The following is a 13189-nucleotide window of genomic DNA, read 5'->3' on the forward strand; positions in this document are numbered from 1 at the left end:
CCAAGCTGGAATACCCCGATAGCGAACCGGTTTGGGTACCACTAAAAAAAACATCTGCTCATCACAGACTTAAAATGTACTTCATCCCTTCGCAGCGCTGGATTGCTTTTGGCAACCTGCACTCCATCAGACATATTGCTGATGATCTGCTTGGTTTTGTCCTCCACACCATTACTGGCTTTCGTCGGCCAAGCTTTACTCACTACTACGGATTCATCTGCCACCTCACACCAACGCTGAGCTTGGCTTTCACCTTGATTCAGCGCTTCCGGCATTTGCCCGGATGTGGTGCCAGGCTTCCCCAGTTACTGCACTGGCTCCCTGTTAACAATGCCACCCTCAAGCACAGCTTAGGTCTGACTGAGTATTGGGCTTCGCGCTATTTTGCACGCTTACCCACCTAGGCTGCCGAAACAGGGGGGACGCCTAGTCTTCACTTACGTTGTGTACTGTTAACTTCCTATCGCTTCCTTCAGACCCTGCCGTTGGCCAGCAACGCCCTTGCGATTCGGATTATCTTCCCCTCAGTCGGGGTGACTCAGGTTTCTTTCAACCTGACGGGTTTGCCAGCTTCGCTGGGCAAACAAAAAAGGCCAGTTAGAAAACTGGCCTTTGGTCATTCAATCAGCGCCGGCTTACAGCTCAGCGTTGTGGTAAACCTGCTGAACGTCGTCACAATCGTCAAGAAGATCTAGGAACTTCTGGAACTTCTCAGCATCTTCACCCGTTACAGGCGTGTGCGTTTGAGGAACGAAAGTGATCTCTTCTACGTCAAGCGTTAGCTCTGGGTACTCAGCGTTCAGTGCTGTTTTCGCTTTGAAGAACTCTGTGTTTGGTGCAAATACCGTGATCACACCGTCTTCAAGCTCGATGTCAGTCACATCAACGTCTGCCATCATCAGTGCTTCAAGTACCGATTCTTCATCGTCACCCTTGAACTGAAACACCGCTTGATGATCAAACATGTGCGCTACTGTACCTGGAGAGCCGATTTTAGCGCCGGTTTTTACAAAACACTGGCGAACATCTTGGTAAGTACGGTTGCCGTTGTCGGTTAGACAGTCAACGATCACGCTCGCACCGCCTGGGCCAAAGCCTTCGTAACGTGCCGGCTGGTAATCTTCACCGCCGCCGCCAGTCGCTTTGTCTAGCGCTTTGTCGATAACGTGCGCTGGAACTTGGTCTTTCTTTGCTTTTGCGATCAGGTGCTTAAGCGACAAGTTCATGTCTGGATCAGCACCGCCGTTTTTCGCGCACATGTAAATTTCTTTACCGTACTTAGAATAAACTTTAATTTTTGCGCCTGCAGTTTTTGCCATAGAGGCCTTGCGCACTTCAAAACTTCTTCCCATCGGGATGTTCTCTCTAGTGTTTCGTTTTTTAACGGCAAGATTTTAGCAAAACCATTGCCCATTTCAATGACTACCGCCCGACTTACCACGTAAGTTTGATATCCATAGGCATTTGTCGCTCTGGCTCAGAGCAAGTGATGTGTCAATAAGACAGCGTTACAGCCCCATCATCTGGCGATATTTGCTCACTGAGGCTTGAAACGCCTCTTGCTCTGTCGGATCAGACAATTTACTTAGCTGCGCCTGTACCTCTTCAAAGGTTCCCTTGCCATTTTTCACCTTCCAAACGATGAAGGAAGCTTGCTTATCCAGCTCAATCAGATTTTTTTCACTGTGTGGCAGCAAGGAGAGATTTAAAGACATTCACAGCCCCTTTGTCCAAATAATAACAACACCGCACTATAGCATAAGGCCCCCCCTGCTCGTAACCCTTATGCCCAAGGAGACTCAAGAGATTAGGTGGCTTTCTGAGGCTCAAGATTGAGTTTGCCAGGGGCATACTGCTCAATCACCTCACGCAGGCGCTGTTTATCGATAGGTTTGGGCACAAACTCGTTCATACCCACCTCAAAGCAGCGCTCTTGATCTTCACGAATCACATTGGCGCTCACAGCGATGATTGGCACCTTGGCGCCCCAATCGCCCATTTGTCGGATATGTTCAGTGGCGATAAAGCCATCCATAACTGGCATCTGCAGATCCATCAAAATAAGATCAAACGAGTCCTCAGCACACATGCGCAGCGCAACCTCACCATGCTCAGCAATCGATACGCGAATTGAGAGTTTCTCCAACATGAACTTGACCACTTTCTGGTTGACGATCGTATCCTCTACCACCAAGACCGACAGCTGACTGGCATCGACTTCGGTCTCAGCTACCACCTCATCAGTTGCTGTTGGCTCAGGGTGGCGTATATCAAGGACATTACTTGGTGTCGATGGGCTCGCCATTTCACCCGCAGTGGCAAAGCTCACAATAAATTCGAAACTACTGCCAAGCCCAAGTGCGCTGGTCAAGTGCAACTCTCCCCCCATTAGGGTGACCAATTGAGTACTGATCGCCAGTCCCAACCCGGTACCACCATATTTTCGAGTGGTACTCCCATCGGCTTGCTGAAAGCGTTCAAATATCGCTTGCTGGTGCTCTTTGGCAATCCCGATGCCCGTGTCGGTCACTTGAAAGTGGACCGTCACCTCGCGCTCAGCGCTGGATTGCAAACTCACCGCTAGTTTGACATGGCCTCGCTCAGTAAACTTTATTGCGTTACTCAGGAGGTTATTCAACACCTGCTGAACTCGCACCACATCACCCGTGACTGTAGTGGGTAGCTTGGGATCAATTTGACACACCAACTGCAGGTGCTTTTCATGAGCCTTGACCGTATGTAAGCTTGCTACTTGATCCAGCATCTGCAGCAAGTGGAAAGGACAGTGCTCAAGATCGATCTTGCCCGCCTCGATCTTTGAAAAATCGAGAATATCGTTGATGATCGTCATTAGAGAGCCCGATGAAGTGTTAATGATCGCGACATACTCCTTTTGCTGATCATCGAGTTCTGTCTCTGATAACAGCGAAGCCACCCCCATGATGCCGTTCATCGGTGTACGAATTTCATGGCTCATCGTCGCCAGAAACTCACCTTTCTTGCGGTTCGCCACCTGCGCCTTATCCCGCTCCTGCTCAAGCTCATCGTGGTGCTCGCGCACGCGGGCGACACTTTGGTTGTATTTTTCTGCTAATACCCCAACCTCGTCGACAAACCATCGCTCAGGCAGCGTCACCGTGCTCGGTACATGACCCCCCTTAAAATCCGAAACCGCACCGGCTAATAACTTGAGCGGATTGACCATCAGGCGGAAAGTCACCGCCAATACCGCAAGCATAAGCAGAAAGATCTTGATCGCCTCAGCGCCGATCAAAAACAAAAACTGCTGCCAGACTCCCTGATAGATCGCAGTCAGATCCGACTGAACGATCAACTCCGCGAGTTCAAAGCGCTTGCTACCTGTATCAAACTCCATCGGCCAGCGCCGCTCAACGACATCGCCATTGAGTCGAGTTCCGATCTCAATAATCACCTCATCCGAGCTGACTATCTGTATGTAATCGACACCCGGCAGACGCGCCATACCCTGCACCTGGGTCATCAATAACTCTCTGTCTTCAACCCACAAGCTAGCAGTAAAGCTCGAGAGATAGCTGTCTTCAATCTGTTGCAACTCAGCGTCAATATGGCTCAGCTCTTCATCCAGCTCACGGCTAACACTATACGCAGCAATGATAATCGTGAAGATCAGGCTCAGCGAGACCACGGCAACCATTAACTGACTACCAATCCCAAATCGACGCCGCCCCCTACTCGAGTAACTCATATGCAATCATTCCCTCAATTTTGCACTAGTATAACTATAGGACGAGGCAACCAAATTTCGAGGTAACTATGAAGGGACTCATATCCACGCTGGCAATCGCACTAACAACCTACAGCGCAATGGCTGTGGCCGAAGAGGTCAATTACTATGTGATTGCTGAGCAAGCCAGACCATTTCAAATTGAACAACAAGGGGATAAGCACTCAGGTATCGTCACCGATATTGTTCAGGCGATATTCGATAGCTCAGACTATCAACTCAATTATCACACCTATCCTTTTAAACGTATGATTTCACTACTTGAAGCTGGGGGAGAGCAAAATTGGCTCACCTACGGCAGTCCAAACTGGGGCAAGGCGCAATCAGAAAACCTATCAGAGCTTCCTGTTTACACTGTAAAACATGTGTTGGTTTCAAGTGGTGAGTCGACGTTTAAATTCGCTGATATTGAGACGCTGCGAGGGCGGTCTATAGTACTGTTGCATGGCTTTGATTATCCCAACCTCACCCCCCTATTTAACGATGGCGTGATTAATGAGATGCGGGTAAAAGACTACCAAGCCGCGTATCGCGTTCTTAACAGAACCCCGGATGACACGGCATTCGTCGAGATGGAGTCGCGTGTGGTGTATAACATTGATCGATTGCAACTCAACCGAGAAGACTTTCTTATCCAGCCGTTTAGCAGCGTGATACCGGATTACTCGATCTACTTGGCGTTTGCACCAGAGATGGATCCTGAGTTGCAGCAGTATATCAATCAGCGGCTGGCGGAGCTTAAGCAAAGCGGTGCAATCGAGTCGATAATAGACAAATACATATAAATAATGGCGATGAACCGCCTGAACTCGCCGCACCAAAAAAATTACTTGGATATGAAAAACATTAGGGTAGCCTCATAAAGCTACCCTATTACACTGACGAGGTCGAGATTAGTGGATCAAGCCGAGCTCTCTCGCCTCTTCCATACTCAACCCGCTGTCGCGGATCTCACGCAAGACCTCAATACGACGCCTCGCCTCCGCGCATTTGACGGTTTTATCTGGTTTAACTAGTGTTTCTTCTTCTGGTAATTCCCATTTGTGAGCAATGTTTGTCATTTCATCATGGTCGATAGAATTTATGGACATAATTTCCTCCCGCAATAACCATGTTGGGACAACTAATCTTTATCAAAGCCGTGTTACGCTGTTAAGGATTTTTCTCCCTTTCTGTGATAGCGATAATGGTTCATTACATCTGTTGATAACCCAGTCAATATTGCTTTGCGTTGAACCACAACAACCAGTACAGTGTGAGGTTCAGCCCCACATTCTCGCCTTGTACTTGCCTTAGTTATTTCCAGCAAGTCCTAATGCTGCCCTTGTGCAACCCAGTCCAACGCCTCTTGTCTGGAACGATGATCAAGGCCTTATCACCAGTGACTCGACCGTGTCATAACCCAAGTATATACCCTAGGCTAACAAAGATGCAGATAGACCCTCCATTAGTGGCGATTCGACACAGCGATAAGACAAGAGTCACGTAAGGCAAATGAGATGTTTTCCAGTCCCCTGTACATATCGTTCAAGATGGCACTAATGATGACAAACACAGAAAGTTAGGTAGTGGATTAAGTGTGGAAGCATGATCAAGATAAGGCGTTTGATAGAGGAAAATTGATAACGCAATAAAAGAAAAAGCGAGTTCAAAGAACTCGCCACAAAATAAGTATTTAAAAATATGAGCCAATCTAATTGATTCTAAAGAGGATATACTCATAGAATCGACTTTCATCTTAGGAAGACAGACTAATGGCTTTGTCAAAAATGCGTCAGATAACCAGCAGCTAATGTCAACAAACCGTTAGGTTGCAATCTCATCGAGCGCACGGAACACATTTTCATCCAGGTGCCCCTCAAAAACCTGCTTACACACCTTACGCCTCACTGCTAGGCCAGCAATCAAGCGCTCAATGGTCAGGTGTTTCGCATCATTTTGCTTGTTATAGAGCTCAACGACTTGGCTCAATGTTTCGTAAGGCAGGACCTCATCTTTGACCTTCAACCAATCAAGCTTCTCTATGAGCCCCTGACACTCTTCTTTGATTGAGGAAGGGGAATGCCCAGTCATTGCTGATAAAGCCGTGATACTGCGCTCTAGAGCCTCCTGAGAGGTATATTTGGTCAGAGTAATGGTAATTTCATCAGCATTGATCTCTACCAAGTGTTTCCGCTGCTTGACTCGACGACCTAGCTTGCCCTTTGATGGCCCTGTTTTACGCTTGATCGGCTCAAACTCACCATCAATCACGCTAGAGAGCTCATCGAGCTGCTGCTTGCTGACCATCTCGTTTCGCAGCGGGTTAGGCAGAGTCGGTGCCATATTGCGCTTGCCTGCATTAGTTGTGCGGGCACGACAGTAACGCAACACCTCTTCAACATCACACTTGATGTCAACTTGATAATCGATCGTTTTGCCCTTCTCGAGGATCGCCTCAATGGTAAGGTGGTAACCCCACAGATTAACCACAAATAGATCATCACTCCCCTTGCCTTTGGAGAGTTTTTTTAGCTCACGGATCAGATCCATTGAGAAGCGGCGCCACTCGATATTACGCGCAAGCTTTTGGTTGAGCTCTGAAAGTAGCATCGCATCAGTGTGGCGACGCGACATACGACTACGGAAATAGGAATACAGCTGAAACACGAGCGTATGTTGACGCAGGATCTCTGGTGGGAATAGGAAGAAATAATCACGTGTCATCAATTCATCGTAAAACGATGGCTCCCACACCAATATATACAGATTCGGCTTGATTCGGATCTCACCTTCAGCGTTTTCCGTTGGGGCTTCTTCCGACGCAGTAATGGTTCTAGCAAGGAAGCGGAAGCGATCACTCTTGAACCCCTCAGGCATATTCTCACTGAGCCAGCGCCCTGTCAGCTCATGGAGCTGAAAGTCGGTAAACTCGATTCGATCGATACTGTCACGAATCGCGTCACGCGCCGGGCCACTGTCTTTTTTACCTCGTAGTGACAAAATATCGGTAATGTACAGCGGCGTTTTATTTGGTGCTGCGACACCATGTAATTGATACGCCTCGCGATGGTGATCATGATATTGAACCGTCAACGTAAACAGGGCAAAAAGCGTCATCAGATCATCGACCGTCATGATATTTTTTGACGATCGAGTCTCGATCACCGCACGCGTTCCTGAGATCGAAACCATCGATTTCTGGTAACTTTTACGCGTTCTCGGTGGCGCGAGCGCTTGATCGATGATCCCTGCCCAATTGGTTGGTGAAACAACGAACTGATCCGCCTCATCTTTCATCGATGGAGGAGTATTCAGTCCATGCTCGGTAAGCAAACGTCGATTAACCTGATTCTGAGCTAAGGCTTTTGAGCGCTTTTGGCGTTCGGTTTGCTTGCTTGATTCGGTCATCAAGCTAGTACTGCCGAGTGCTGAAATCAGTAGATTGGGGTTGACGAAACGGTGGAGCATGGTTTTACCGGCAAGCCCTTCTTCGAACTTAACCCGATGTTGGGTAAACAAACCTATACTGACTGCGGATCTCAATCGTTGCTGAATGGCAGCACGCGTTAAAGCACCCTCAGTCGCATCAATCAACTCGGTTGTCGATACGTAACCATCCTTGCTGCGTAACCCCTGAAGAGCGATCAAATTTAGTAACTCGACAATACTTTTCGTTACTCCTTTGAAGTGAGGATACTGCTCGATCCATTCGATCGACGATTCAGAAACTTGGAATAGGTGTCCGCCTTTGTGAGATCTTGGCAGTTTGATCAGTATTTTTTCTTCGTTACTCATTGCTGTTGGGTGTTCTTTTACCGTAACTTCGCCATAGTTCCGAAAGAATAAAGAAAAAAAGATCATAAATAAAGAAAAATTTTGTTTTATTTTAAACTGATCTTTTGATTTATTCTGATCTAGATTGATATATATGATCTTATGATCTGGCTAAATTTATCAGCGTAAGACGCTGAAAATAAACAACTATATTTCATTGCGCGCCGAAACTATGATCAAGTAGAAACCGCAAGAGTGATCAAGTTGGCATTGAAACTATGATCATCAACACGCTAAAGCATGATCATGAGCCTAATGGAAAGATGATCATTGCAAATTCGAAACGATGATCATCGAACACTAACAGGTTATCCACAGGGGGTAGCCTAAACAGCATCGCAGCAAGTCGCTCATTGTACACTATTTGAACCAATTCAATGGATCAGCACTGACAATGCTGCTGATTTTGCTCCGAAAGCATGATCAAGTATGCAATTATCAGCGTTGTGAGCAGCGAATCTCTTTATCGACTCCGACATGTTGGTGCGGCGATTGTCATCCAGTGATTCTCCACTAGTATCGAAACGATGATCAAGTAAGGGAGCAGATTGGGTGGTTGCGACACTGTATATCCAATTTATCGACAAAATTTGCGGATTTGGTGATTAAACCTAATGTTCATCAGCATTTGTCCGTAAGTTTGCCAAGATTAGTCATGCTTCCGAATGGTTATTACTCTTGATCATTGATCCGGATTATGATCAACGAGTCAGGATCATACATAGCGCTAATCGGGCAGCAAACAGACCTTGATCATCGTTCCTCATACAGCTGATTAGGTCGGAAGCATGATCAAGCTTGAATCTTGATCATGCTTCCTAATTTTAAGACCGTTGCGATATTGATTGCTTTTAACCCATAGTGCGCTTTCCATTGTTCAAAGCCAATATAGAATCTATGCTCTCCACGACTTGTCCAGAGTTGAAATGACATACGCCGTAACTATTGATTGATTTTGAATCGTTCCGAGAAAAATGTCCTGAAATTATGTTTACATTGTAAATAGGTGACGCGGTAACAGTTTAAATTTGTCTAAATTCGTTGGGCTATTTGGCCACAAAATTAAGTGCAATAATGAACAAATTGCTTAATTGTTCATCATTAAATTGTCGATACATTAAATTAATGTGATTTGGACCACAAACATATCGTACACCTTTTAATTGAAGTTGTCGTTAATCGCTGTACAATAGCAAGGAGATAATCTAACGGAAGCTTTGGTGATGAAAAGAGAACAAACCATTGAGAATTTGTATGATCTTGCTGAACGTACTCAGCAAGTTCAATCTGACCGCATTGAAATCGTATTGGAAGAGCGTAGCGATGAGCATTTTCCACCAATGTCAAAGGCGTTAATGGAAACTCGCTCTGGATTGACGCGTCGTAAATTAGATGATGCGATCAACAAGCTTGAATCCGAGGGCCACCAGTTCACAAAGAACAATGCGAATCACTATTCGATCTCTTTGAATGAAGCGCATATGCTGATGGATGCTGCGGGTGTTCCAAAGTTTCATGAGCGTAAGCAAAACCAAGACAACAAGCCTTGGATTATTAACGTTCAGAACCAAAAGGGTGGTACTGGTAAGTCAATGACCGCGGTCCATCTGGCGGCGTGTATGGCACTTAATCTTGATAAGCGCTACCGTATTTGTCTTATCGACTTAGACCCACAGGGCTCATTGCGTCTGTTCCTTAACCCGCAAGTTAGCGTTGCTGAACACGATAACATCTACTCTGCAGTTGATATCATGCTCGACAATGTGCCAGAGGGCGTCGAAGTCGACCAAGAATTTTTACGCAAATCAGTGCTGTTACCAACACAATATCCTAACTTAAAGACAGTCTCAGCCTTTCCGGAAGACGCCATGTTCAATGCCGAAGCGTGGCAAAATCTGTCGGAGAATCAATCTTTGGACATTGTTAAACTGCTCAAAGAGAAATTGATCGACAAAATTGCTGATGATTTTGATTTAATTATGATTGATACCGGTCCACACGTTGATCCTCTGGTATGGAATGCGATGTACGCATCAAATGCACTGCTTATCCCATGTGCGGCTAAGCGATTAGACTGGGCGGCAACGGTGAATTTCTTCCAACATCTTCCGACGGTTTACGAAATGTTCCCAGAGGATTGGAAAGGTTTGGAGTTTGTCCGCCTGATGCCAACCATGTTTGAAGATGATAATAAAAAACAGGTTTCCGTCCTGACAGAAATGAATTACCTATTGGCTGATCAGGTGATGATGGCCACCATTCCGCGCAGCCGAGCGTTCGAAACCTGTGCTGATACGTACAGTACGGTCTTCGATTTAACCATTGCAGACTTTGAAGGGGGCAAGAAAACCCTCCATACTGCACAAGATGCGGTGCAGAAGAGCGCACTTGAGCTTGAGCGTGTTCTGCACAGTAACTGGTCTTCACTGAACAAGGGGTAACATAATAAATGGCAATCAAAACTTCAGATCTCAACGCCAAACTGTTCGGTAAAGCGAACAAACGTCGCGCAACCACACCACAGGAAGCACAAGCGGCTGCCAAAGAGCAAGCACAAGTGATTGAGCTGTCTGTTGCTGGAGAGGAGCTGATCTCGTTTGAATTGGTTCGTATCCCAGCTGACTGCGTCGAAGAACAAACGGTTGTTTTTGCCGATAATGCGCGTGAACAGTCGTTTCTTAACGAGCATGCACTGTCGGATGTGCTAACCACACTGCGTGAGCGTGGTCAGCAGTACCCAGCCGTCGGTCGTCGTAATGCTGATGGACTTATCGAGGTTCTCGATGGTAGCCGCCGTCGAATGTCGTGTATCTTGGCAGAAAAAGAGTTCTTGGTTTACGTTGCTGAAGGTATCAACGAACAGCACGCAAAGTTCCTTTCAGACGTCGCTAACGCCCACAAGCCTCTCTCTCTTTATGAGAAAGGCAAAGAGATGTTAGCAAAGCTTGAAAGTGGAGAAGCGGAAGACCAAAAGGCGTTAGCGAAGATCTTCCAATGCAGTGAAGCTTTGGTGAGTGGGGCGCTAAAGGCCGCGGACCTACCGCTCGAGTTACTGCAGGCATATCCAAATGTTGCCGAGTTGGGACGCCCTACAATCGTTAAGCTGCACAAGCAGTATAACGAGCTTACCAAGGAGCAACAGACTGAGTTGGTAGACAAGTGTCATCTTGATGGTACCCTAGTTTGGCAGCGAAGCGATGCACAAGGGGTCGCTCGATTGACCAAAGAGGTGTCGGAGACGATTGAGGGCTGGATTGCGCAAATGAATCCGACTCAAAAGCCGGTCACCAAGAAAGTTGATTTGGTTAAAGGTCGTGTCTCTTATTCACGTAAGGGTGGCAATGTGGCGCTCAACATGAAGAAGGTTGATGATGAGACGTTGAACGAAATCTTGGCGTTTATCGAAAGCAAATTCTAATTTGTAACTTGTTAGAAATGAAAAGCCGCGTAAGCGGCTTTTTTTGTGTCTGTCATCAGGTAAACTCTCTAGCAAGTTAACTATTTGATGGCGGTTTCTATGCACGCAACTCACGCTTGGCTTCGTTCTATGGCCCTAGAGCTACAACAGCTTAACTCTCGTCAGGGTATCGTATTGCGCGGCTCCCGCGATTGGCAGCATCACTTTATCAGTGCACTTGAGGCGGAGTATGAACAGTGCCGAATTTCCTGGTTGGGCAATACGTCTGCCGAAGGGGGGATAGGATTCAAGAAAGGTGCGCAGCTTTTAGGCCAGGAATTGGATATTCTGGTGGTTGATCTGGACGGTGGGTTTGATGCCAATAGTTTTACTGCCGCATTGGGTGCAATTGTTGGTGGTGGTGTATTGATTGTTCTCCCATACCAAGCGAAGCTGAGAGGGTCTGATTACGCATCGCAGTGGTTGGAAGATTGCCTTGCACAGTTGTTGCAGGTCGAGCAGGGGAGGGAGCTTCCAGAACTTGACCTTCATCTACCTGATTCGCTGGATATCCCCTTTGCCGATCAGCAGCTCGCGATTGAGAATATTGTCCGCGTCATTGAGGGACACCGAAAACGTCCTTTGGTCATTACTGCAGATAGGGGAAGAGGGAAGAGCAGTGCACTTGGCATCGCCACCGCGAGTTTAATTAGTCGTCGTACGCTGCGAGTCGCGGTGACTGCGCCACAATCGAGTAGTGTTGAGCCTGTATTCTCTCATGCTGCGCAACGCCTTCCGGATGCGACTAGGCTCAAGAATAAGTTGGTTTGTGCCAACAGCTCAATCGAATTTATTGCTCCGGATGCCCTGCTGCGCAGTGAAGCAGATTATGATTTGGTACTGGTTGATGAAGCTGCTGCGCTGCCTCTGCCCATCTTGCAAGCCATGGTAGAGCGATTTCATCGTTTGGTGTTTTCGAGCACCATTCACGGCTATGAAGGCTCTGGGCGGGGCTTCACGCTCAAGTTTCTCAACTGGTTAAAACAGCACAGACCAAACAGCCGTCATCAACACTTATCCCAACCCATCCGTTGGCGCCATGGCGATCCATTGGAAGCATGGTCATTTTCGAGCTTTTTGCTTGATGCAGAGCTTGAGCCCTTTGAGCCTGTGGCTATGGAAACTTGCTGTGAGCAGTTTTCTTTGGTAAGCAAGTCGGCACTACGCACAGAGAAGTCGATACTTCGTCAAGCGTTTGCTTTGCTTGTCAGTGCGCATTACCAGACATCGCCCAATGATTTGTTTTCCTTTCTCGCCGACCCGCGCAGTCATCTTTATTGTCTAACGCTGCAAGGACGCGTCGCCGGCTGCATTCTAGCGGTAGAGGAGGGCCTGCTTGACGAACAGGTAATTGAGGCCATCGCCCTGGGCAAGCGGCGTCCAGTCGGTCAACTTGCAGTAACCAGCATGATCAATCATTTGGGGTGCTTGCAAGCAGGGCATGCCTTAAGTCTACGGATTATGCGAATTGCAATCGCCCCCTCGTTGCAGGGTAGGGGGCTTGGAAGTTCGATGCTACAAAGATTAAAGCAACAGCACGCCGGTGAATTTATCTCGACCAGTTTCGCTATGAACGAGGAGTTGGTGAGCTTCTGGAAGCGCAATGGTTTTGTCCCGCTCAAGCTAGGTCATCAGCGCGATGCCTCAAGTGGTTGCTATTCCTTACTCATGGTCAGTGGCAGCGCGGATTACACCAACCTAGAGTCGCACTTCCATCGCCAATTACCTCATTGGTTAAGCGGGCGTGCCGAGGATATCTCAGCCGAACTGATCGTCCAGCTCATCGACAGGCAGGGTCATCGAGTCAATGCACAAGATATCCAACAATTGACGCGTTATGCTCAGGGAGGGAGCAGCCTCGAGAGCGTGCGCCCAATCTTGTACGATATTCTATTACGGCTTTCGGCCAGAGACCTAGCCACTTGCTCGGAGCTACTACTCAAGACCGTTGTCTGTCAGATGCCGATGACGGAGGCTTGTCGCCGTTTTACTCTTGCTGGCAAGAAGCAGTTTGAGCACCAACTTCGCCTTGCGACGGGTGAGTTGGTTTCTCAGCTGAGTCAGTCGAATCCTATCCAGCGATAATATGTTTACAGTGTAAATTCAATTTACACTGTAAACGGCATCGTTATTGAGTGTTTACACTGTAA

The 13189-nt window shown here is 47.3% G+C and carries 10 protein-coding genes; 5 read left to right on the forward strand and 5 right to left on the reverse strand.

What is annotated here, in order from left to right:
- Window positions 1-74: 74 nt before the first annotated feature.
- Window positions 75-404, forward strand: a complete 330-nt coding sequence (locus ACZ5R2_RS16700) for a hypothetical protein (protein ID WP_464903450.1) — start codon at window positions 75-77, stop codon at window positions 402-404.
- Between the two features lie 231 nt (window positions 405-635).
- Here the strand turns inward: ACZ5R2_RS16700 and ACZ5R2_RS16705 are convergent, their stop codons facing one another.
- From ACZ5R2_RS16705 to ACZ5R2_RS16715, 3 genes are all read right to left on the reverse strand, one after another.
- Complete coding sequence (locus ACZ5R2_RS16705; protein ID WP_464903449.1) at window positions 636-1352, reverse strand: YebC/PmpR family DNA-binding transcriptional regulator; 717 nt, start codon at window positions 1350-1352, stop codon at window positions 636-638.
- 156 nt (window positions 1353-1508) lie between these two features.
- The gene (locus ACZ5R2_RS16710; RefSeq protein WP_438456730.1) at window positions 1509-1715 is read right to left on the reverse strand and encodes a DUF3283 family protein; all 207 of its coding nucleotides are present in this window, start codon (window positions 1713-1715) and stop codon (window positions 1509-1511) included.
- A 92-nt stretch (window positions 1716-1807) separates the two neighbouring features.
- Window positions 1808-3727 (reverse strand): ATP-binding protein, encoded by a 1920-nt coding sequence (locus tag ACZ5R2_RS16715; RefSeq protein ID WP_464903448.1) that lies wholly within the window; start codon window positions 3725-3727, stop codon window positions 1808-1810.
- 68 nt (window positions 3728-3795) lie between these two features.
- Here ACZ5R2_RS16715 and ACZ5R2_RS16720 point away from each other — a divergent pair, with 68 nt between their 5' ends.
- Window positions 3796-4551 carry a substrate-binding periplasmic protein gene (locus tag ACZ5R2_RS16720; protein ID WP_464903447.1) on the forward strand — a complete coding sequence of 252 codons (756 nt, stop codon included), beginning with the start codon at window positions 3796-3798 and terminating at the stop codon, window positions 4549-4551.
- A 108-nt stretch (window positions 4552-4659) separates the two neighbouring features.
- On the opposite strand, the gene ACZ5R2_RS16725 is transcribed toward ACZ5R2_RS16720, so the two are convergent.
- Both ACZ5R2_RS16725 and ACZ5R2_RS16730 read right to left on the reverse strand, forming a co-directional pair.
- Window positions 4660-4857 (reverse strand): hypothetical protein, encoded by a 198-nt coding sequence (locus tag ACZ5R2_RS16725; protein WP_464903446.1) that lies wholly within the window; start codon window positions 4855-4857, stop codon window positions 4660-4662.
- A 715-nt stretch (window positions 4858-5572) separates the two neighbouring features.
- The gene (locus ACZ5R2_RS16730; protein ID WP_464903445.1) at window positions 5573-7543 is read right to left on the reverse strand and encodes a replication initiator protein RctB domain-containing protein; all 1971 of its coding nucleotides are present in this window, start codon (window positions 7541-7543) and stop codon (window positions 5573-5575) included.
- 1262 nt (window positions 7544-8805) lie between these two features.
- Here ACZ5R2_RS16730 and ACZ5R2_RS16735 point away from each other — a divergent pair.
- The 3 genes from ACZ5R2_RS16735 to ACZ5R2_RS16745 all read left to right on the forward strand — a co-directional run bounded on the left by ACZ5R2_RS16735 (window position 8806) and on the right by ACZ5R2_RS16745 (window position 13124).
- Window positions 8806-10023: a ParA family protein gene (locus tag ACZ5R2_RS16735; protein WP_464903444.1), complete on the forward strand. Its 1218-nt coding sequence runs from the start codon at window positions 8806-8808 to the stop codon at window positions 10021-10023.
- Between the two features lie 8 nt (window positions 10024-10031).
- Window positions 10032-11000 carry a ParB/RepB/Spo0J family partition protein gene (locus ACZ5R2_RS16740; protein WP_464903443.1) on the forward strand — a complete coding sequence of 323 codons (969 nt, stop codon included), beginning with the start codon at window positions 10032-10034 and terminating at the stop codon, window positions 10998-11000.
- A gap of 99 nt (window positions 11001-11099) precedes the next feature.
- Window positions 11100-13124, forward strand: coding sequence for a GNAT family N-acetyltransferase (locus ACZ5R2_RS16745; RefSeq protein WP_464903442.1), 2025 nt, complete (start codon window positions 11100-11102; stop codon window positions 13122-13124).
- Window positions 13125-13189 lie beyond the last annotated feature (65 nt).

Source organism: Vibrio sabulosilitoris (assembly GCF_055391395.1).